Below are 21,887 nucleotides of genomic sequence, written 5' to 3'. Positions count from 1 at the left end.
GCATGCACGACACCTGTCCCGAGACGAGGAGGCCCGCGTGCCGGACCCGACCGACCCCGCCTTCCCGATCGAGCACGTCCGCGCCGTCGGCGACGACGTCGTCGCGGCTGTCTCGACCGTCGTCGACGGCAAGGTCGATGCGATCCGCACCGCCCTCATGGTGATGCTCGCCGAGGGGCACCTGCTCGTCGAGGACGTCCCCGGTGTCGGCAAGACCGTGCTCGCGAAGGCCCTCGGGGCGTCGGTCGGCGGCTCCGTGAACCGCATCCAGTTCACCTCGGACATGCTGCCGTCGGACGTCACCGGCGTGAACATCTACGACCAGTCGTCCGGCACCTTCCGGTTCTCGCCCGGACCCGTCTTCGCGAACGTCGTGATCGGCGACGAGATCAACCGCACGAGCCCGAAGACCCAGTCGGCACTGCTCGAGGCGATGGCGGAGTCGCAGGTGACGGTCGACGGCGTGACGCGGCAGCTCGAGTCGCCGTTCATGATCGTCGCGACCCAGAACCCCATCGACATGGAGGGCACGTACCCGTTGCCGGAGGCGCAGCGCGACCGCTTCATGGCGCGCATCGCGATGGGCTACCCGAGCGCCGACGCCGAGCGGAACATGCTCGCGCACCGCGGCGTCCGCGACCCGCTCTCGTCGCTCCGTCCGATCGTCGACGTCGGGACGCTCCGCGCGGTGGTGCACGCCGTGCGGGCGGTGCACGTCGCGCCCGACGTCGAGGCGTACATCGTCGCGATCGTCCGGGCCACCCGGTCACACCCCGACCTCGTGCTCGGGGCGAGCCCGCGTGCCACGCTGCACCTCGCGCAGGCCGCCCGCGCGCACGCCGCCCTCGCCGGCCGGCCGTTCGTCACACCGGACGACGTCGCGCGGCTCGCCCCGGTGGTGCTCGCGCACCGCCTGGTGCCGGTCGCCCGTGGTCTCGGCGGGTCCGGTGACGACACCGCCCGTGAGATCGTCGTGCGGATCGTCTCCGACACCGCCGTGCCGTTCACCGCGGCGCCGGTCCACTCCTGATGCCCGGGCCCGCGCCGCTCGCGCTGCGCGCCGGCGCGGTGCGGTCGCGGGCGCTCCGGTACGGCCGCCGCGGGACGGCACTGCTCCGCCGCACCCCGTTCCCCCGGCCGACCGCGCGGGGGTGGACGGTGCTCGCGTCCGGGCTCGGGCTGACCGTCGGCGGGCTCGTCGCCACGACGAGCATCGCCGTGTCCGCGGGGCTGCTCCTGCTCGTGCTGCTCGTGCTCGGGGTCGTGATGGCCCTGGTCGTCGCGGCACCGCTCCGTGCGACCCGCAGCACCGCGCGGGGGGTCGTCCAGGTCGGCGAGGTCTACCGGGAGCGGATCACGCTCCGCGGGACCTCGCTGCCGATCGGTCCACGGACGCGACTGCTCGTCCGTGAACAGCTCGACGACACCTTCGCCAGTGTGTCCGAGGCCGAGACCTACGCCCTCGTCGGACCGCACGAGCCGCCGGCCGTGCTCGACGTCGAGGCGCTCGCGATGCACCGGGGCCGGACGCTGGTCGGCCCGGTGACGATCCGGGTCGAGGACCCGTTCGGCCTGCTCCGCATCGACCGGCCCGTCGTCCCGGCGGAGGAGATCGTCGTCGTGCCGGCGTCGACCCCGCTCGCTGCGATCGACACCGGCGCCCTCGCCGGGGCGGTCTCCGCCGACGAGGGCCGGGTCGGCCAGGGCGGATCGGCGGACGACAGCGAGCTGCGGCCCTACCGCCAGGGCGACCCGATCCGCCGGGTGCACTGGGGGCAGAGCGCCCGACGGGGCGAACTGCACGTGCGGCAGACGACCCAGGCGCAGCCGCCGGAGGCCGTCATCGCGCTCGACGTCCGCCGCGAGTCGTACCAGCGGCTCGGCCGCGACGACCTCGCCGAGCTGTCCGACCTCGGTGGCGACGCGGCGTTCGAGCACGCCGTCGTCGTGGCCGCCAGTGTCGCTCGTGCCCTGAGCGCGCGGACGTCCCGCGTGCTGCTCGTGAGCGACGGCGCCGCGGGGAACACCCGGCACGCGGGGGACGCCGGCAGTCTGACCGACGTGCTCGTCGGGCTCGCCGACGTCCGGCTCCGCTCCGATGCCCGCGACGTGACCGAGGTCCTGCCGGACGTCCGCGGCCGGGACGTGCACGGCATGACGGCCGTGGTCACCGGCCACTGCACCGCGGAGCAGGCGGCCGAGCTCGTGTCGCGGACGAGCGGGTCGAGCCGGGGCATCCTCGCGACGATCGTGCCGCCGGAGCCGGTGGTGCGCGGCATCCTCGACCGTGGCGGCTGGCGGACGCTCGTCGTGCCGGTCACGGGCGCGCACGCTCCCGGGAGCGTCCGGTGAGCGGGACGGGTCGGGGCGCCGGCCGCCGCGACGACGCTCGCCGACCGCAGGACGGTGGCGGTACCGCCGTCGCCGACCGGCCGGACCGGTCGGGCTGGGGCGGGGCTGCCGACGGCCGCGAGCCCGCCACACGGAGCGATGCCCCGAGCGCCTGGATCGTCGCGCTGGCCCCCGTCCCCGTGATCGTCGCCGCGCTCGCCATGCGGCCGCTCGTGCAGGGCGCGCAGTGGTGGCTGTCCGGTGTGGTCTTCACCGCCGTGCTCGTCGCCGTGATGTTGGTCGTCCGTCGACGGGCTCCCGGCGTCCGGTTCATCGCGCTCGTCGCGACGCTGGTCCTCGGCTCGTGCGCCGCGGCCGTGCTGAACGACCTGTCGCCGCTCGGGTGGCTCGACCGCGACGGTGCGCTCGGCGAGGCCCTGGCGGCCATCCGCCTGAACCCGGCGCCGCTCCCGCAGACCGACGCGATCCGGCTCGTCGTGACGGTCGCGATCGGCTGGGTCGCCGGGGTGTCGCTCTTCCTCGCCGCGATCGCCCCGACCGTCGCCCTCGCCGCCGTGCCGGCGCTCGTCGTGCTCGTCGTCCCGGGCGTCATCACCGGCCAGCCGGCGTCGCCCGTGCTCGTCGTCCTGGTCGGCATCGCGTTCCTCGGCCTGCTGTGGCTGTCGGTCCGGCCGGTGCAACGCGCGTTCCCGGCCGCGGTCGTCGGGGCGATCGGACTCGTCGTGGCCGTCGGGCTCCCCGTCGTCGTGCCGCTCAACGCGAGCTGGCTGTCGGGGGTGACCGGGGCACTGCAGTCGCCGATCCAGCCGGGCCGCCCGGGCACCCTGCTGCAGCTCGGCCAGGACCTGCGCCAGCCGAACGAACTCGAGGTACTGCAGTACCGCTCGGCCGACGGCCGGCCGGAGTACCTCAAGCTCGCCGACCTGGACGAGTTCGGCTCCGGGGACTGGGTCCCCACCGTCTCGGACGCCAGCACGTCGGACACCGCCGACCAGCAGCAGTTCGCGGTCGGGGTCAACCCGCGCCTGGCGAGCCGGGGCGACGTGACCATCCGGGTGACCGGACTGTCGAGCAACTACCTGCCGGTGCCCTCCGGGGCGGTGTCGGTGCAGTCCAGGTCGACGAACCTGGACCTGGCGAGCTGGCGCTGGATGGGCGACTCGAACACCATCCGGTCGACGGGGCCGACGACCCAGCGGGGCTCGACGTACGAGGTCTACGGCGCCTCGACCTCGTCGGGGGAGTACCTCGACGCGATCGCGTCCTCGGGGCTGCTCGGTCGCGCCGACGGTCGGGGGTTCCAGGCGCCGAGCCGCGCCCAGCTCCGCACCGACCTGTCGCTGCCGGACGACCTGCCGAAGGACATCGCGTCGACCGCCCGCCGCGTGGCCGGTGGTGCGACGACCGACTACGAACAGGCCCGGGCGCTCGAGCAGTGGTTCCGGAGCGACCTGTTCACGTACTCCGAGACCGCGCCCGTCGAACAGGGCTACGACGGCGACAACATGCGCGTGATCGACACGTTCCTGCGCGTCCGCGAGGGCTACTGCGTGCACTTCGCCTCGTCGATGGCGGTGATGGCCCGGACGCTCGGGATCCCCTCGCGCATCGCGGTCGGCTACCGGGCGAACCCGCAGCAGACCGACGACGGCGAGTACACGGTCACGAACCGGCAGCTGCACTCGTGGCCCGAGCTGTACATCCGCGGTGCCGGCTGGGTCTCGTTCGAGCCGACCCCGGACTCCGACGCCGCCGCGCAGCCGTCCACCGGGTCCTCGGCGACGCCCGCCCCGGCCGACCCGCAGACCCCGCTGCCCGCACCCGGCGAGACTGCCCCGGCAGAGGCATCACCGACCCCCACGCCCTCGGCGTCCGCAGCCCCCGGTGCCGCGGCGCCCGGCAGCAGTACCGGCACGGGCGCCCTCGGGCTCGCGGTCGGGGTGGCCCTCGCGCTCGTCCTGCTCGCCTCGCCCTCGGTCGTCCGGGCAGTCCGCCGCCGCCGTCGGCTCGCCGCGGTCCGCATCGGGCGGTCGCCGGCGCTGCAAGCCTGGCGTGAGGTCCTCGACGACGTCGCCGACCACGGGCTCGCACCCGGAGCGGCGCCGCCGGACGACGCCGCTGCGGCCGCACGGACCGCCCGGGCGGTGCTCGGTCGGCTCTCGGGTCGCCTGCCCGGCACGGTGCTGCCGCACCTGACCACGGTGGTCGACGCGGTCGACGTCGAGCGGTTCGCCGCCGACGGTGCGGCTGCGGTGGACCGGGACGCGCTCCTCCGTGCCGTCCTGGAGGCACGGGTCGCCCTGGACGCATCGGTGTCCCGTGGGCGGGTGGTCCGGTCGCGGCTGTTGCCGCCGAGCCTGCTGCCGTCGTCGGCCTGGTCGCACGAGGGCCGGCGGCGCCGGCCGGCGTAGCCGGGGCGCGCGGTCCGCGCGCGCCGCGCCGCCCGCGCGCCCGCGCCGCCCGCGCCGCGCGCGGTCCGCACAACGGGAAGCACACCGCGCCATGTGATCACGTGGCGCGGCGTGCTTCCCGTTGTGCGCAGGCACGCCACACCGCGCCGCCGGGCGCCGCGCGCGCCGCGCCGCGCCGCGCGCGCCGCGCCGCGCGCGCCGCGCCGCGCCGCGCGCGCCGCGCCGCCCGCGCCGCCCGCCGGTGGTTCAGCGCGGGCGCACCACCGCGTCCACCACGGCCGCGATGACGTCGCCCGGGTCAACCCCGGGCAACGCCGGCGCGTCGAACACGATCCCCACGTTCGCCCCGACGAGCAGCGTCGCGAAGTCCTCGAGCCGCATCCCGGGCGAGACCTCCGGGTGCGCCCCGAACCACTCCTGCACGAGCTCGAGCACCCCGTCCTGGAGCGCCCGTCGCTGACGCACGAATTCGGGCAGGAACGCCTCGTGCCGCATCGCGTAGCCCCGGAACTCGGACAGCAGGGCGAACTGCGCGGTCTGGTCGTGCCGCCCGAACGCGGCGCGCAGGACGTCGCCGATGTCCTCCGCCGCCAGGTCCGGCCCGACGAGCTCCCGCAGGGACGCGAGCACCAGGTTCGTCTGGCGCTGCATGACCTCGGCGACCAGGTCCTGCTTCGACGCGAAGTTCGAGTAGACGGCCCCCTTGCTGAACCCGGCGCGGGCGGCGACGGTGTCGAGCCGGCTCCCGTGCAGTCCGGACTCGGCGAACTCCTGCGCGGCCGCGACGAGCAGGCGCTCCCGGACCTCGGCTCGCGGGGTCCTCGGTGTGGGGGCGTCGTCGTCGCGCATCTGGTCCTGGTCCCTGATCGTGGCGGTCCGGCACGACGTGCCGCGTACGGCGGGCGGACGTGCCGATCCCCGCACGGTGGTGCCGTGCGGTCCGTCGGAGCCTGCCGCGCCGCGCGTCGGTTCCCCGCGCGGCACGTGGCCGGCCCCGACCTCCTGTCGTCGACGGACGAACCGGCACGTTCGGGTCGTGTCGGTGCCTCGATCGGCGGGTGGTCGCCGGGGTCGATACCCGGCGGTACCGATGCTAGCGCCAGGGTCCGTCGTGGCCCAGTCTCAGTCGTCGGTGTGCGGTTCGTGGTCAGTCCGGACGCTGCCGGTGTCCGACCGGACGCTCCCGACGCCGGACCGTCGACCGGGTCGGCGGAGCAGGCGGACGGCGTCCGGGCGGAGTCGGCGGCCGCGCTGGAGCAGCGCGCCGAGGGTCGACTTCGGCTGCCAGTCGCGGCCGTTCGGCAGCCCCCAACCACGCTTGACGGCGCCGTAGCGCAGGCCGAGCGACAGCACGATGGCCGCGATGATCCCGATGGTGGGGGAGCCGAGGTACGACGCGACGACCATCACGGCCGAGGCGGCGACCGCGACCGTGGCGTAGAGCGCGTTGCCGCCGAAGACCGCGGGCACACGGCGGAGCAGCAGGTCGCGCATGGCCCCGCCCCCGACCGCGGTGATGGTCCCCATGATGATCGCGGCGGGCCAGCCGAGCCCGGCGTCGAAGGTCCGCTGCACCCCGACCACCGACCAGAACCCGATCACGGCGGCGTCCAGGACGGTGAACAGCCGGTCCCAGGTGAGCTCGGAGAACGACACGAAGAAGGCGATGAGCGCGCCGGCGATCGCGACCGGCACGTAGAGCGGGTCGACGAGCGCGACCGGGGGGCCGTTCTGCAGCAGGGTGTCGCGGAGCATGCCGCCGCCCAGGCCGGAGACGAACCCGACGACCAGGAACCCGAACAGGTCGAAGTCCATCGTCCGGGCGAGCGATCCACCGAGCAGCGCGGACGCGAGCACGCCGGCGAGGTCGAGCACGTTCGTGACCGACGCCAGGCCCTCGGGGGACAGCAGGTTCATGAGAACAATCAAACCCCACGTCGCGGAAGTGGCGGTGCGAGGGTGAGTTAGGTTAGCCTCACCTTCGCCATGATCGCCACCCTCGTCATCGGCCTCCGCGAAGGCCTCGAAGCGACGCTCATCGTCGGCATCATCGCCGCGTTCCTGCGTCGCAACCGCGCTCCGCTCACCCCGATGTGGATCGGCGTCGGCGCCGCGGTCGCCCTGAGCATCGCCGTCGGCTTCGGGCTGCAGCTCGTCGAGCAGGCCCTGCCGCAGGCCGAGCAGGAGGGCATGGAGACCGTCATCGGTGCCGTGGCGGTGGTGTTCGTCACGGGCATGATCGTGTGGATGCGGACCCACGCCCGCACGCTCTCGAAGGACCTCGTCGCCAGTGCGACCGCCGCCCTCGGCCGCGGCACCGCCTGGGCCCTGGCCGGCATGGCGTTCCTCGCGGTCCTCAAGGAGGGCTTCGAGACCTCGGTCTTCCTGCTCGCCACCTTCCAGGCGTCCGCGGACACCGGCTCCGCCGCCCTCGGCGCCGTGATCGGCATCGCCGTGGCCGTGCTCATCGGGTACGGGATCTACACCGGCGGCGTGAAGCTCGACCTCGGCCGCTTCTTCACGGGCACCGGCGTCTTCCTGGTCTTCGTCGCCGGTGGACTCGTCCTGACCGCCCTCCGCCACGCGCACGAGGCCGGCTGGCTCGTCATCGGTCAGCAGCGCACCGTCGACCTCGGCTGGCTCGCCCCGAACGGCTCGCTCCGCGGTGCGCTCGTCGAGGGCGTGCTCGGCATCCCCGCCGACCCCCGGGTCGTCGAGGTCCTCGGCTGGGTCCTCTACGTCGTCCCGGTCCTCGCGATCTCGCTCTGGCCGCGCGTCTGGCGGCCGTCGCCGCAGCGCGTCCCGCGGGTGCGCGCCGTCCTCGCCGCCGCCTTCGCCGCGACGGCCGTCGTGCTCGCGGTCGCCGTCCCGTCCGGCAGCGGCGCGGACCTGCCCCGCACGGTCGCCGTGTCCGGCGACGCGCGCTCCGTCACGGCGTCCGTCGACGGGGACAGGGCGGTCCTGCGGGTGGCCGGCAGCGGCCGGGAGGCACAGATCACCCTGCCCGCGTCGGCCCACCGCCGCGTCGCCCGGGCGGGCACCACCGCCGACCAGTGGCAGGTCACCGAGGACGTCCCGTCCGCCGACCGACCGACCTCGCTGACCCTCGACCAGCTCGTGGGGCTGTTCGGTCGCGTCCCGGTCGGCGTCTCCCCGTCGACGAACCCCGGCCCGTTCGCGGCGGACTGGACCGTCCGTGACACGGTGACCCTGACGACCGTCGACGGCGGCGTCCTCGAGGCGACCCGCTCGGAACGCGACGTGCTCACGCTCCGCGGTGGGGGCCTCCCGGCCGCTCGGACGACCACGCTGGGACGCGACGTCTGGGCCGTCCCGACCGCCGACGCGGACCGTGCGGCGACCGCCGTCGCCGCCGCGCAGACGCGCGCCGCTGAGCTCCGACTCTGGAACGCCTGGCTGCCCCTCGTGCTGCTCGTCGCGGCGGCCGCCCAGGCCGCGCTCGCGGTCCGCGACCGGCGCCGCGTCTCCGTCCCCACGACCACCACCCCCGGAACCGACCCGTCGCGCGGACCGCCCGCCGACGTCCCTGCAAGGAGCCTCGACCATGCCGTTCGGTAGTGCCGCCCGCCCCCTGGCCGCCCGACCCCTGATCGCCCTCGGTGCCCTCGGCGCCGTCGCCGCCCTCACCCTGACCGCCTGCTCCGCCGGCACCCCCGCCGACGACGCGTCGTCCGGGTCGGGGAAGGTCTCCCGCGTCACCATCACCCTGACGAACGACGGCTCCGACGCCTGCGCCGTGTCGACCACGAAGGTCCCCGCAGGGCCCGTCACCTTCCGGGTGCAGAACGAGTCGTCGACCGCGATCACCGAGGTCGAGCTGCTGCAGGACCAGCGGATCCTCGGCGAGAAGGAGAACCTCGCGCCCGGGCTCGCCCCGGTGACGTTCACCGCCACGCTGACCGGCGGCAGCTACCAGGTCTACTGCCCCGGGGCGACGAAGGAGCTCACCGACTTCACCGTCACGGGGAAGGCGGCCTCGACCGCGAACAGCAGCGCCGCGAGCCTGCTCGCCGACGGAGCGACCGGCTACGCGACCTACGTCGACGGCCAGGTCGACGACATGGTGAGCGCCGTGCAGCAGCTGCAGAAGGACGTCGACGCCGGCGACCTCGACGCCGCGAAGCGGGACTACGCCGCCGCCCGCCCGTTCTACGAGCACATCGAGAGCGACGTCGACGGGTTCGTCAAGCAGGGCTTCTCGGCCACCGACAACAAGGGCAACCTCGACTACCTGGTCGACATGCGCCAGTCGAACCTCGATGACGCCGTCGGCTGGAGCGGGTTCCACGCCGTCGAGAAGGACCTGTTCCAGGCCGGTGCGATCACCGCGTCGACGAAGCAGACCGCGGGCGACCTGACGAGCAACGTGCAGCTCCTCGCGAAGCTCGTGCCGACGCTGCAGTACAAGCCCGAGGACCTGGCGAACGGTGCCGCCGGGCTCCTCGAGGAGGTCCAGTCGAACAAGATCACCGGGGAAGAGGAGGCGTACAGCCACATCGACCTCGTCGACCTGGCCGCGAACGTCGAGGGCGCCCGGCAGGCCTTCGCGTACCTCAAGCCCGGCCTGACGAAGGTCGACCCGGCCCTGACGAAGCAGATCGCCGCGCAGTTCGACGCGACGAACACGATGATGGACGGCTTCCGCGACGCGAACGCCCTCGGCGGCTTCAGCACGTGGGACGACGCCGCGAAGGCGAAGGACGCCAACCGCATCTCGCAGCAGGTCCAGGCGCTCCAGGACCCGCTGTCCCGCCTGGCCGAGAAGGTCGCGACGGCGTGACCGCGTCCCGCTTCTCCCGTCGCGGACTGCTCGGCGCCGGGCTCGCCGCAGCCGGTGCCGGGGTCGGTGCGGTCGCCGGCGTCGCCGGGGCCACGGCCGCGACCGGCGTCGACCCCTTCGCCGCGGCCGCGAACGCCGACGAGTCGATCGACCTGTCGCAGCAGGTGCCGTTCTACGCGACGGCCGCGCGGCAGCCCCAGGGCGGGATCCGCACCACCCCGCAGCGGCACTGCGTGTTCATGGTGTTCGACCTCACCGCCTCGACCGCGACCGAGCTGCAGGTGCTCCTCGCCCGCTGGTCCGCGGCGATCGCGCAGCTGCAGGCAGGCCGGACGATCGGCAGCGTCGAGCCGGCCCACGGCGAGGGCGTCGGCGCGGACACCGGCGAGGCGCTCGACCTCGGCCCCGCGTCCCTGACCGTGACGGTGGGCCTCGGCCCCGGGGTCTTCGACGAGCGCTTCGGCCTCGCCGCGAAGCGTCCCGCGCACCTGGCGGCGATCCCGACCCTGCCGAGCGACGCGCTCGAGGACGGGCTGACCGGCGGCGACCTTTCGCTGCAGGCCTGCGCCGACGACCCGCAGGTGGCGTACCACGCCGTCCGCGACCTGGCCAGGATGGCGCGGGGCACCGCGACCGTGCGGTGGACGGTGATCGGCTTCGGCCGCGCGTCCGCGGGTCCCTCGCAGTCGACCCCGCGCAACCTGATGGGCTTCAAGGACGGCACGCGGAACGTCACCTCGGACGAGGAGTACGAGCGCTTCGTGTGGCTCGACTCCGACGCCGGGTGGATGGCCGGCGGCACCTACCAGGTGGTCCGGAAGATCCGGATGAACCTGGAGACGTGGGACGCCGACGTCGTCAGCGACCAGCAGCGGGTGTTCGGCCGCACCAAGGTCGAGGGTGCGCCGCTGTCCGGCGGCAGCGAGCACACCACGCCGGACTTCCACGCGGCCGCACACGGCGCCGACGCGGACGGCGCGACGGCGATCGACCCGCGCTCGCACATCGCCCTCGCCGCGCACGAGGCCAACGGCGGCGTGAAGATCCTGCGCCGTGGGTACAACTACACGGACGGTCTGAACCAGTACGGCCAGCTCGACGCCGGGTTGCTCTTCGCGGCGTACATGACGGACCCCGACCACTTCACCCGGTTGCAGCGGAAGCTCGGCGCGTCCGACCGGCTGAACGAGTACGTGTCGCACATCGGGTCCGGGGTGTTCGCCGTGCCGCCGGCACCGCGGAAGGGCTCCTACATCGGGGAGCAGCTGTTCCGCTGAACCCCGGTGGTCGGTGGTGGGTGCCCTCCGCCGTTTCCCTGGAGACGGAGAGCACCCGCGCCGCGGAGTCCGCGGACGGAACCACCGTCCGGCCCTGAGGGCGACCCGGCGTGGCGCATCGCTGTGCGACAGGCTGAGCGTACCCCCCCCTGCACGGTTGTTGCGCGGGCCGTCACGGAAGTCGGACGGGCGGCCGGCGGACGGGCGCACGGCGGATGGGCCGCCTCACCTGGGTGAGACGGCCCGTCCTCGGATCCAGCCGGGAGGCGCGGTGTCAGTCGGTCTCGACCGTCGCGCCGCGCAGGGCCCGGTTCCGGCGCACGAGCACCATCGTCACCAGCCCGGCGAGGAGCAGGGCACCGGCCGCGATGCCGGCAGGCAGGAGCTCGGCGCCGGTCCAGGCGAGGGCGCCCGTGCCGGGGCGCTGCGCACCGTCCGCGACGCTGTTGCCCGTGCCCGTGCCCGTGCCCGTGCCCGTGCCCGTGCCCGTGCCCGTGCCCGTTCCGTTGCCGCCGCCGATCGAGCCGCCGCCCGTGCCGGGTGCGCTCGGGTCACCGGTGCCCGGCGTGCCGGGGTCGGTGGGATCGGTCGGGTCGGTCGGGTCGACGGCGGCCTCGATCGGTACGGTCACCGCGAGGGTGATCGTCTGGCCGTTCGGCAGCGTCACGACGAGGGGCTCGTCGGTGGTCGCGGCCGGGGCGACCGCGCGGAGCGCCGTGCCGGTCGCCGCCGCACGGGCGGTCGGCTGGTCACCGCCGACCCCGGGCACCGTGAAGGTCAGCGTGGCGCGGCCCTGCTCGTCGGTGGTGTCCACGACCGACGTGTCGATCGGCGACGAGGCCAGCTCCTGGCCGCCGGCGCTCACCGACACCGAACCTGCCTGGTCCGCCGCGTTGCTGAAGGTCAGCGACGACAGGTCGATCCGGACCTCGTCGCCGGGGCCGAAGCCGCCCTCGGGAGCGTCGCTGACACGGACGCCGACGGCGCGCTGGTCCTCCTGCACCGCGACCGACGGGTTCGCCTTGAAGTACTCGACCTGGGCTTCGAGGTCGACCATGCCGCTGTCCTGCTTGGCCGCGGCCTGCTTGAACGCGGCGAAGTTGTCGCCGCCGGTCGCCAGGAAGGAGTTCACGGTCACCTTGTACGTGCGGTCCGCGTCGACCGGAGCGCCGTCGAGGGTCATCGAGGTGATGCGGGACCCGGCGTCCGCGAGCGGGTCGTAGGTGTACGAGAACCCGGAGGACGTGCCGAGCTTGAGGAACGGACGGCTCGCGCTCGCGGGCTGCCACTGCTGCTCGAGCGCCTGGCGGACCTGGTCACCGGTGAGGTCGAGCACGACGAGCGTGTTCGCGAACGGCTGGACGACCGCTGCCTCCTTGTAGGTCACCGGGCCGGACGCGATGTCCGCACGGAGCCCGCCCGGGTTCATGAACGCGATCTGGGCGCCCTGGCGCTGCGTCTGCGAGCGCTGGACCTCGGCCACGAAGTTGCCGAGCGTGGACTCGCCGCCGCGGTTCTCGGAGCCGTTCGACTGCACGGCGCGCTTGAGGTCGCGGTCGACGGCACCGAGCTCGACGGCACCGAGCCGGTCCGCCTCGGCGACCGCGGTGTCCACCGTGGCCTGGACCGCGGCGTCCTTCGGGAAGGTGCTGCCAGCGAGCCGGATGTTCTCGTTCTTCGTCGGGGTCACGGTGCCGTCCGCGGCGACCGTGAGCTGCACGTGCCCGAGGTTGAACCCGTACGAGCCGGTCTGGATCACCGGACGGGGGACCGTGCCGCCCTTCGGGACCACCGAGTACGTGTACGTCTGGTGCGTGTGCGCCGAGAGGATCGCGGACACCTTCGGGGTGACCCCGTAGACCGCGCGGGCAAAGTCGGACCCGCCGTCGGCGGTGACCGGCGTGGGGGACTCCGCACCGTCGTGCACGAGCAGCACGAGCACGTCGGCCTCGCCGTTGCCCTCGTCGCCGTCGGTGAGCTGCGCGGCGACCTTGTTCACCTCGGTGGTGATGTCGCCCATCTCGAGGCCCGCGATGCCGTCGGGGCTGACGAGCCCCTGTCCGACCAGGTCGACGGTCGCGCCGATGAACCCGACGCGCTTGCCGCTGATCTCCTGGATCGCGTAGGGGTCGAACGCGGGCTTGCCCGTCGCCGAGTCGAGGATGTTCGCGGAGACGTAGTCCCACTTCGCGTTGCGGGCACCGTCGGCCCCGATCACGCGGTCTCGCAGGTCGGTCTGTCCACGGTCGAGCTCGTGGTTGCCGATCGCGCTCACCGTCAGGTCCATCTGGTTGAGCACGTCGATCGTCGGCTGGTCCTCCTGGATGAAGGACTCGAACGTCGATCCGCCGATGTTGTCACCGGAGCTGACGAAGGCGGAGGTCGACGGGTCGCTGCCACGGAGCTGTTCGAGCGCACCGGCGAGCACGGCGGCACCGGCGGCGTCGCCGTCGCGCGGCGGCGAGGAGAGCGACTGGGCGATGCGCCCGTGGAAGTCGTTCACGTTGTAGAGGTCGATCGTCGCGTCGCCCTCGGCGGCGAGGGCGGCGGACGGGACGGACAGCGCCACGAGGACGCCGGCGGTCGCGAGCACCGCTCCGGCGGCGGCGCGACGCGTTCGGGTGTGGGAGGTGGTGTTCATCGGCGACGAACCTAGGAGAACCCACAGGGGACGCGCCAGGGGTTGCCGCGATGTGTCACGAGGTGTTCACATCGGCAACACGTGACGGACGTCCCCGCCCGGCGGTCAGTCCCGGCCGAACGCCCCCTTCACCCGCTCGACGGCCTCGGCCGCCATGGCCTTCGCCGAGTCCTTGACCACCCCGAGCTCGGCCGGGTCGCCCTTGAGCAGGCTCTTCGCGGTGTTGATCGCGTACTCCGCGGTGATGTGCGGCGGCAGGGGCGGCACGTTGCGGCTGACGTACGCGTCGATGAGCGTGACGCCGGGGTTCGCGAAGGCCCGCTCCACCGCCGCCTCGACCTCGTCGTCCCGGTGCACCGCGATGCCCGTGAAGCCGAGCAGCTGTGCGTACCCGGCGTAGTCCATGGTCTCGACGTCCTGCGAGCCGGACCACATCGGGTTGCCGTCCTCGGTGCGCATCTCCCACGAGACCTGGCCGAGGTCGTCGTTGTGCATGACGACGATGACGAGCTGCTGGTCCGGCCACTGCGCCATGTACTTCTTGACGGTGATGAGCTCGTTCATGCCGAGCATCTGGAACGCACCGTCGCCGATCGTGCACACGGCCGGGGCGTCCGGGAAGGCGAACTTCGCGGCCACGGCGTACGGCATCGCCGCGAGCATCGTCGCGAGGCGTCCGGACATGTCGCCGTGCATGCCGCGTCGCAGGCGGATGTGGTGGCCGTACCAGTCCGCGGTGGTCCCGGCGTCGCAGGTGACGGTGACACGCTCGGGCAGGCGTTCGTTGACGGCGCGGATGACCCGGCGCGGGTTGACACCGTCGTCGTAGTGCACCTCGGCCTGGCGGTCCATCTCCGCCTCCCACTCGCGCATCTCACCGGCGAGCTTGTCCTGCCACGCGGTGTCCTGCTTGTCCCGCAGGAGCGGGAGCACCGCCTCGAGCGTCGCGCCGACGTCGCCCCACAGGTTGAGCTCGGTCGGGTAGCGCAGCCCCATCTGCTCCGGCTTGATGTCCACCTGCACGCCGCGGGCCTGGCCGCTCGCCGGCAGGTACTCGCCGTACGGGTAGTTCGAGCCGAGGAGCACGATGGTGTCGCACTCCTTGATCTGCGTGAGGCTCGGGCGTGACCCCAGCAGGCCGACCTGCTGCGTGTGGTACGGCACGTCGGAGGGGACGACGTCCTTGCCTCGGAGGGCCGTGATGATCCCGGCGCCGGTCTTCTCGGCGGCGGCGAGCACCAGGTCGGTCGCACCGCGGGCCCCGGCACCGACGAGGAACGTGACGCGTTCACCGGCGTTCAGGACCTCGGCGAACCGCGCGATCTCGTCCTGCGGCGGGGTGATCCGGATCGACGGGGCGACGTCGCTCGACCGGGACACCCAGTGCTCGGCGGCGGGGGCCTCGTACGCCATGGCCTGGACGTCGTGGGGGAGGACCACCACGGCGGGCTGCTTGCGGAGCATCGCGGTGCGGAAGGCGGTGTCGACGACGACCCCGACCGCGTCCGGCGTCGCGACGGTCTCGACGTAGCAGGCGACGTCGGCGAACACGCGCTCGAGGTTCGACTCCTGCTGGGTGAACGACCCGATCGACGCCAGGCCCTGCTGGCCGACGATCGCGACGACGGGCTGGTTGTCCATCTGCGCGTCGTACAGGCCGTTGAGCAGGTGGAACGCCCCGGGGCTCGACGTCGCGACGCAGACGCCGACCTCGCCGGTGAACTTCGCGTGCGCGGTGGCCATGAGGGCCGCGATCTCCTCGTGCGTCGGGCGGACGTACTCGAGCGCCCGTTCGCTGCCGTCGGCCTTGCCGAGCGCACCGTCGAACGCGCCGATGCCGTCCCCGGGGTACCCGAACACGCGGGAGACCCCCCACGCCTTGATGCGGTCGATGACGAAGTCGCTCACGGTCTGGCCCATGCGCTCCACCGTGCTCGCCGCTTCCTGTACGCGCTCAGGACTCCCGTGCGATCAGGGGGCGCAGGGTGCGGTGCGCGATCCGGAGGCCTTCGAGCACCTTCTCGTCGGTGCCGCCCCACAGCGGGTCCTCGTGCTCGACGCTCAGCGTGCCGGTGAACCCCGCCTCGTACAGTCGGTCGACCACGTGCGGCCAGTCCACGACCCCGCGGCCCGGGACGCGGAAGCGCCACCAGCCCATGTCCCACGGGTCGTCGCCCTTGTCGACCTTCCCGAAGAACCCGTACTCGTCCCGCTTGCGGGGGAACAGCTCGACGTCCTTCGCCTGCGCGTGCACGATGTGCTCGGCGAACGGCAGGATCGTCTCGACCGGGTCGATGCCGATCCAGGTCAGGTGCGACGGGTCCCAGTTCAGGCCGAAGCCGAGTCCGGTGACCCAGTGCCAGAGCTCGGGGGAGTACGCGAGGTTGCCCGGGTACCCGTCGGGGTGCCAGCCCTCCATCACGCAGTTCTCGACGATCAGCCGGACGCCCCGCTCGCCGGCGTAGTCGACGAGCTCGGGGAGCACGCGGTCGCCGAGCGCCATGTTGTCCCGGACGGACAGCGTGTTGTCCCGGCCGACGAACGTGCCGACGGACGGCACGCCGAGCATCGCGGCGGCGTCGACCGCGTGGAACAGGTGCTCCTTGACCGCGGCCCGGTGGTCGGTGTCGTGGTGCAGGTTGTTCTCGTAGTACGCCAGCGCCGAGAGCTCGAGCCCGTACCGGTCGAGCACCTCCCGCGTCGCATCGGCGTCGGACTCGGTGAACGTGGCGACTGGCAGGTGCGCCGCCTCGAAGTCCCGTGACCCGGTGTCCGGCCACACCGCGACCTCGAGCCGCTCGTAGCCCTGCTCGGCCGCGAACGCCGCGATCCGCTCGAGCGACCACCCAGACAGGCAGGCCGTGAGCATCCCGAGCTTCACCGGATCCCCCGCCACGACCCGTCGGCCGCGCTGCCGATGACCGCCTCGATGATCGACGCCGCACGGGCGCCGTCCGCGAACGTCGGCAGCCCGTCGGGCCACGCCGACCGGTCGCCCTCGCTGCGGACCGCCGCGTAGGTGTCGGCGACGAAGGCCCCGAACGCGTCGAGGTACCCCTGCGGGTGGCCGGCCGGCACGACGGCCAGCCTCCGTTGGTCCGGGAAGCCGAGCGACGGGTCGCGGACGACGATCTGGGCGCCCCGCTCGTTGCCGAACCACGCAGACTCGGGCTGCTCCTGGTCGAACGCCGCCGAGCCGAGGGTGCCGTCGACCTCGAACCACAGTCGGTTCTTGCGTCCGGCGGCGACCTGCGAGATGACGACGTTCCCGATGCGGCCGGAGGCGGTGCGGAAGGTCGCGACCGCGGTGTCCTCGGTGGTCACCTCGGCGCGCTGCCCGGCGTCCGCGACCGGGTCGGGGTCGGGGGAGCCGGAGAACGACGGACCCGAGGCCGCCGGTCGGGTCGGGTAGACGATGTCGGTCGCGGCGGAGACGGACGCGAACGGCTCACAGGTGACGAACTCGACCAGGTCGCACCAGTGCGAACCGATGTCGGCGAAGGCCCGCGACACCCCGCCGGCCCCCGCGTCGACCCGCCACGACGAGGCGTCCTCGTCGAGCATCCAGTCCTGCAGGTAGTGCCCGTGCACGGCCAGCAGTCGCCCGAGCTCGCCGGCCGCGATCCGACCGCGGATCTCCCGGACCACCGGGTGGTACCGGTACACGAACGGCACGGTGGCGACGACGCCCGCACGGTCCGCGGCGTCGACCAGCTCGGCGGCCTGCGCGGCACTGATCGCGAGTGGCTTCTCGCACACGACGTTGATCCCGGCGCGGATGACCGCGAGGGCCTGCGGGTGGTGCTGGTCGTTCGGCGTGCAGACGTGCACGACGTCGGGCGCGTCCGCGATCACGTCGTCGAGCGAGGCGTACCCGCGGGGGACGTCGAGCTGCGCGGCGACCTGCTCGGAGCGGGACGGCGTCCGGCCGAGCACCCCGACCACCTCGGCCCCGGCGGCACGCGCCGCCCGCGCGTGGACGCCGGCGATCATGCCGGTCCCGACCACGGCGACGCGGATGCGTCGCCCTCCGTACCCACTGCTCATGGTGCTCCCTCGCGCCGGACTGGGACCACCGTACCGAGGCAGCCCGGCCACGCGCCGGAACGCGTGAGTACCGTCTGGGGCATGTCGAGCCTCCAGACCAGCCTGCTCATCCTCGGAGCCAGCGGCGACCTGTCCAAGCGACTGCTGCTGCCCGGCCTCGCGACCCTGCTGGACGTGAAGGAGGACTGGGACGTGCAGCTCGTCGGCGCCGGCGTCGAGGACCTCTCCGACGCCGACTGGAAGGCGCAGGTGAAGACCTCGTTCGAGAACGCCCAGGCGTCGAAGAACGAGGAGGACGAGGGTGCCCACGACGGCGGGGAACGGCTCAGCGAGCGGCTGCTCGACGTCGTCGCCGCCTCGACGTACCGCAAGGCCGACGTCACCGACGCCGACGACCTCCGGGCACTCCTCGCCGCGTGCGACCACGACCCGGCGGTCTACTTCGCGCTGCCGCCGGCGGTCACCGAGAAGAGCTGCGCGGTCCTGAAGGACCTCGACCTGCCGTCGGGCACGCGCCTGGCGCTCGAGAAGCCCTTCGGCACCGACGCTGCGAGCGCCGAGCACCTCAACGACGTGCTGCACTCCTTCCTGCCCGAGGAGCGGATCCACCGCGTCGACCACTTCCTCGGCCGCTCGACCGTGCTCAACCTGCTCGGCCTGCGCTTCGCGAACCGCATCGTCGAGCCGCTGCTGTCGTCGCAGCACGTCGCCCGCGTCGACATCGTCTACGACGAGACCCTCGGGCTCGAGGGGCGCGCGCGCTACTACGACAAGGCGGGCGCCCTGGTCGACATGATCCAGAGCCACCTGCTGCAGGTGATGGCGGTCGTCGCGATGGAGGCCCCGGCGTCGATCGACGCGGACGACCTGCGCACCCAGAAGGAGCTCGTCCTGCGCGCCGTCCGGCCGTGGGGCGGGGACGTGGTGGCCGCGGGCAAGCGGGCCCGCTACGCGGCGGGGACGATCGGGGACCGGTCGCTGCCGTCCTACGTCGACGAGGACGGCGTGGACCCGTCGCTCGGCACCGAGACGCTCGCGCAGCTCACCCTCGAGGTCGCGAACTGGCGGTGGGCCGGGGTGCCCTTCACGCTCCGCTCGGGCAAGGCGCTCGAACAGCAACGCCGCGAGATCGTCATCACGTTCAAGGACTCGCCGCACGTGCCGAACGGGCTCACCGGCGCCGAACGACCCGACAAGCTGCGGATCTGGATCGCGCCGGACGAGATGCAGCTCGAGCTCAACGTCAACGGTCCCGGCGACCCGTACGCGATCGACCACACCTCGTTGACGACCACCTTCAACCCGGGTCGGCTGAGTGCCTACGGCGAGGTCCTCGCCGGGGTGCTCGAGGGTGACGCCACGCTGTCGGTGCGCGGCGACAGCGCGGTGCAGGGGTGGAGGGTCGTCGAGCCGTTCCTGCGGGCCTGGCGCGCGGGGGACACCCCGCTCGACGAGTACGCGGCGGGATCCGTCGGCCCCGACTCCTGGGACAACATCGACTGCTGACGCGGTGCGCGCGGTGCGCGCGGACGGACGGACGGGAGGATCGTGGCGGGCCCCGCCACGATCCTCCCGTCCGTCTCCTGGCCGCGCGGCGTAGCGTCGCGCATCGTGAAGACCACCGACGACGTCCTGTCCACCGTCCCCGCTCCCGCCGGCTCCGACGTCCGCGTCGAGCCCGTCCGCTACGACCACGAGGGGACCGCGCTCCTCGGCGTCCTGGCGAAGGACCACGCGGAGTCCGGCCCGCGCCCCGCCGTCCTCGTCGTGCACGACTGGCACGGGGTCAACGAGCACGTCGAGGCCCGCGTCGCGATGCTCGCCCGCCTGGGCTACGTCGCGTTCGGTGCCGACGTCTACGGCGAGGGCGTCCGCCCGGGCGACGACACCGCCTCCGAGGTCGCCGGCTCGTTCTACCAGGACCTGCCGCTCTTCCGCGCCCGGCTGACCGCGGGGCTCGACCGGCTCCGCGAGGACCCCGACGTCGACCACTCGCGCATCGTCGTGATGGGCTACTGCTTCGGCGGGTCCGGCGCGCTCGAACTCGCCCGCACCGGGGCGGACCTGGTCGGGGCCGTCTCCTTCCACGGTGGACTCATCGCGCACGACCCGTCGGACGCCGCCGCGATCCGGGCGAAGCTGCTCGTGCTCACCGGCGGGTCGGACCCGGTCGTCCCGGACAGCGCGGTCACCGCGTGGCAGGACGAGATGCGGGGCGCCCCGGAGGTCGACTGGCAGGTCGTGACGTACGCGGGTGCGATGCACGCGTTCGCGGTGCCGGGGACCGACGCCCCCGACCACGGCGCGCAGTACCAGGAGCGGGCGGACCGTCGGTCGTGGCAGGCGCTGCAGGTGTTCCTCGCCGAGGTGTTCGACGAGGAGCCGACCATCGTGTGAGTCCTGCGACACGCCGAGGGGCCGGGTCGGCGCGGCTCGATTCGCGTTCCGTGCCGCACCTGTTGTAGAGTCTTCCACGGCCGCAAGGCCGGTTCGGCTGGAAAGCCGGATGCGCTCGTAGCTCAATGGATAGAGCATCTGACTACGGATCAGAAGGTTGGGGGTTCGAGTCCCTTCGAGCGCACCATACGAGAAGGTCCCGTCGCACTGCGGCGGGGCCTTCGTCGTTCCCGGGCGGGCCGGGGCGGTCGGGTCGGGCGTGCCGGGTCGGGTCGGAGTCGGGCCGGGGTCGCGCACGCGATCGATGGAGCAGACGACGTCGCCCGCCGGGAGCGCACCCGACGTCTTCTGCTCCACCGACGTCGCACCGAGGCGGCTTCGCAGCGGGGTGTGCAGGGTGCACGGATTCACGTGCCCGTAACGACGACCTGCACGTTCTGCCGCTCCTGCCCCGTCACTACGGTTGCCCCAACCCGGTCGCCCGACCGGCACCCCTTCCCCAGGAGCATCCCGATGGCCAGTGCAGCGTCAGCACCACCAGCCCCGTCCGTCGTCGTCGACGACTACTCCCTGTCCCGCGTCCCCACCACCGCCCGCTACGGCTGGTTCCAGGTGGCCGTCCAGCGGTTCGGCCAGATCTCCGCCCTGTCCCAGTTCCTCCTCGGCGCCACGCTCGGCTTCGGCATGGGGTTCTGGCAGGCGTTCTGGGCGATCACCCTCGGCGCCGTGATCCTCGAGATCGTGTCGGTCTTCGTCGGCGTCATCGGCATGCGCGAGGGACTGAACACCTCGGTCATCGCGCGCTGGACCGGGTTCGGCAAGGCCGGGTCCGCCCTCGTCGGCCTGGCGATCGGCCTGAGCCTGATCGGCTGGTTCGGCATCCAGTCCGGTGTCTCCGCCGCCGGGCTCGTCGCGATCCTGCCCGTGCTGCCGGCGTGGGCGTGGTCGCTCGTGTTCGGGCTGCTCGTCACGGCGATCGTGCTCCGCGGGTTCCACTCGATGCAGTGGCTCGCGAACGTGACCGTGCCGCTGTTCCTCATCCTGGTCGGGTGGGCGGTGGTCATCGAGCTGAGCAAGCACTCGATCGCCGAGCTCGCCGCCAAGGCCCCCGCCGGTCCGGAACTGAGCTTCGTCGCCGGCACCACCCTGGTCGCGGGCGGCTTCATCGTCGGCGCCGTGATCACCCCGGACATGACCCGCTTCAACCGGTCGGTCGGTGACGTCGTCAAGCAGACCGCCCTCGGTGTGACCCTCGGCGAGTACGTCATCGGGCTCGCGGGCGTCCTGCTCGCCCACGCCGTCGGCTCGTCGGACATCACCCGCGTGATCACGTCGAGCGTCGGCTGGGTCGGCATCCTCGTGATCCTGCTCGGCACGTTCAAGATCAACGACTGGAACATCTACAGCTCGAGCCTCGGCGTCACGAACTTCATCGACGTCGTCTTCGGCAAGCAGGTCAACCGCGGTGTCGTCACCCTCGTGCTCGGTGTCGTCGGCTCCGTGCTCGCCGCGGTCGGCTTCCTCGGTGCGTTCACCCCGTTCCTCATCGTCCTGGGCGTCGTCTTCCCGCCGATCGCCGGCATCATGGTCGCGGAGTACTTCGTCGTGAAGCGCTGGCGTCGTGAGCTCAGCGACAGCGAGTCGCTGCCGGCGACGAGCCCGACGTGGGTGCCCGCCACGCTCGTCATCTGGGTGATCGCCTCGGTCGTCGGCTACTTCGTCACCGTGGGCATCCCGTCGATCAACTCGGTCGTGATCGCCTTCGTCCTGTACGTGGTCGCCGGCAAGGCGGGCTGGGTCCGCGGCGTCGGTGTCAGCCGCACCGAGCAGGCGCCCACCGTCGCGGCGGCGGCCCCGGCTGCGCCCGCACCCGCTCCGGCGCCCTGAGACCGACGGTCGGCGTTCCCCCGACGTCGACCGTCGCCGACGTCGACCGTGCCGCGGCCTCCTGATCCGGCCGC

15 protein-coding genes and 1 tRNA gene are annotated in these 21,887 nt (G+C 73.1%); 10 read left to right on the top strand and 6 right to left on the bottom strand.

Translation table 11 applies throughout. The features are described 5' to 3' along the window. The first annotated feature begins 37 nt into the window (after nt 1-37). The 3 genes from FB462_RS14145 to FB462_RS14135 are packed head-to-tail and all read left to right on the top strand — an operon-like array spanning nt 38 to nt 4,763. Nucleotides 38-1,030, top strand: coding sequence for an AAA family ATPase (locus FB462_RS14145; RefSeq protein ID WP_114850483.1), 993 nt, complete (start codon nt 38-40; stop codon nt 1,028-1,030). Next, nucleotides 1,030-2,352 (top strand): DUF58 domain-containing protein, encoded by a 1,323-nt coding sequence (locus tag FB462_RS14140; RefSeq protein ID WP_141862532.1) that lies wholly within the window; start codon nt 1,030-1,032, stop codon nt 2,350-2,352. The genes FB462_RS14145 and FB462_RS14140 overlap by 1 nt, the downstream gene beginning before the upstream one ends. Next, complete coding sequence (locus FB462_RS14135) at nt 2,349-4,763, top strand: transglutaminase TgpA family protein (RefSeq protein WP_141862530.1); 2,415 nt, start codon at nt 2,349-2,351, stop codon at nt 4,761-4,763. Before FB462_RS14140 ends, FB462_RS14135 begins: the two co-directional genes overlap by 4 nt. A gap of 246 nt (nt 4,764-5,009) precedes the next feature. Here FB462_RS14135 and FB462_RS14125 read toward each other — a convergent pair whose 3' ends face one another. After that, entirely contained in the window at nt 5,010-5,612 is a 603-nt protein-coding gene (locus tag FB462_RS14125; protein ID WP_141862526.1) for a TetR/AcrR family transcriptional regulator, read from the bottom strand. Between the two features lie 273 nt (nt 5,613-5,885). After that, nucleotides 5,886-6,680, bottom strand: a complete 795-nt coding sequence (locus tag FB462_RS14120) for a trimeric intracellular cation channel family protein (RefSeq protein ID WP_058743270.1) — start codon at nt 6,678-6,680, stop codon at nt 5,886-5,888. A gap of 69 nt (nt 6,681-6,749) precedes the next feature. Here FB462_RS14120 and efeU point away from each other — a divergent pair, with 69 nt between their 5' ends. From efeU to FB462_RS14105, 3 genes are read left to right on the top strand one after another with little or no spacing between them, the layout of a single operon-like run. Continuing rightward, a complete protein-coding gene (gene efeU / locus FB462_RS14115) occupies nt 6,750-8,342 on the top strand; it encodes an iron uptake transporter permease EfeU (RefSeq protein WP_141862524.1) in 1,593 nt (530 codons plus the stop codon). Beyond that, nucleotides 8,329-9,564, top strand: a complete 1,236-nt coding sequence (gene efeO / locus FB462_RS14110) for an iron uptake system protein EfeO (RefSeq protein ID WP_141862522.1) — start codon at nt 8,329-8,331, stop codon at nt 9,562-9,564. The genes efeU and efeO overlap by 14 nt, the downstream gene beginning before the upstream one ends. Continuing rightward, nucleotides 9,561-10,841 carry a DUF7405 family protein gene (locus FB462_RS14105; protein ID WP_141862520.1) on the top strand — a complete coding sequence of 427 codons (1,281 nt, stop codon included), beginning with the start codon at nt 9,561-9,563 and terminating at the stop codon, nt 10,839-10,841. Before efeO ends, FB462_RS14105 begins: the two co-directional genes overlap by 4 nt. Nucleotides 10,842-11,115: 274 nt before the next feature. Here FB462_RS14105 and FB462_RS14100 read toward each other — a convergent pair whose 3' ends face one another. The 4 genes from FB462_RS14100 to FB462_RS14085 form a co-directional block, all read right to left on the bottom strand. After that, nucleotides 11,116-13,482, bottom strand: a complete 2,367-nt coding sequence (locus FB462_RS14100) for a bifunctional metallophosphatase/5'-nucleotidase (protein ID WP_141862518.1) — start codon at nt 13,480-13,482, stop codon at nt 11,116-11,118. A 105-nt stretch (nt 13,483-13,587) separates the two neighbouring features. Further along, on the bottom strand, nt 13,588-15,402 hold the full coding sequence (locus FB462_RS14095) for a thiamine pyrophosphate-requiring protein (RefSeq protein WP_141862517.1): 1,815 nt from the start codon (nt 15,400-15,402) through the stop codon (nt 13,588-13,590). 34 nt (nt 15,403-15,436) lie between these two features. Beyond that, nucleotides 15,437-16,363 (bottom strand): sugar phosphate isomerase/epimerase family protein, encoded by a 927-nt coding sequence (locus tag FB462_RS14090; RefSeq protein WP_141862515.1) that lies wholly within the window; start codon nt 16,361-16,363, stop codon nt 15,437-15,439. Further along, entirely contained in the window at nt 16,360-17,529 is a 1,170-nt protein-coding gene (locus tag FB462_RS14085) for a Gfo/Idh/MocA family protein (RefSeq protein ID WP_141862513.1), read from the bottom strand. The genes FB462_RS14090 and FB462_RS14085 overlap by 4 nt, the downstream gene beginning before the upstream one ends. 81 nt (nt 17,530-17,610) lie before the next feature. Here FB462_RS14085 and FB462_RS14080 point away from each other — a divergent pair, with 81 nt between their 5' ends. The 4 genes from FB462_RS14080 (at nt 17,611) to FB462_RS14065 (ending at nt 21,813) form a co-directional block, all read left to right on the top strand. Next, nucleotides 17,611-19,035, top strand: a complete 1,425-nt coding sequence (locus FB462_RS14080; protein WP_141862511.1) for a glucose-6-phosphate dehydrogenase — start codon at nt 17,611-17,613, stop codon at nt 19,033-19,035. A gap of 105 nt (nt 19,036-19,140) precedes the next feature. Beyond that, nucleotides 19,141-19,926 carry a dienelactone hydrolase family protein gene (locus FB462_RS14075; protein ID WP_141862509.1) on the top strand — a complete coding sequence of 262 codons (786 nt, stop codon included), beginning with the start codon at nt 19,141-19,143 and terminating at the stop codon, nt 19,924-19,926. Between the two features lie 111 nt (nt 19,927-20,037). Continuing rightward, nucleotides 20,038-20,113 (top strand) — tRNA-Arg (locus FB462_RS14070). A gap of 326 nt (nt 20,114-20,439) precedes the next feature. Continuing rightward, nucleotides 20,440-21,813 carry a purine-cytosine permease family protein gene (locus FB462_RS14065; protein ID WP_141862507.1) on the top strand — a complete coding sequence of 458 codons (1,374 nt, stop codon included), beginning with the start codon at nt 20,440-20,442 and terminating at the stop codon, nt 21,811-21,813. The last annotated feature ends 74 nt before the right edge of the window (nt 21,814-21,887 follow it).

It is taken from the genome of Curtobacterium citreum, from assembly GCF_006715175.1.
GTDB classification, from domain to species: domain Bacteria; phylum Actinomycetota; class Actinomycetes; order Actinomycetales; family Microbacteriaceae; genus Curtobacterium; species Curtobacterium citreum.
Note: the sequence above shows the minus strand (reverse complement) of the source record. Positions and strands in the feature narration are given on the sequence as shown.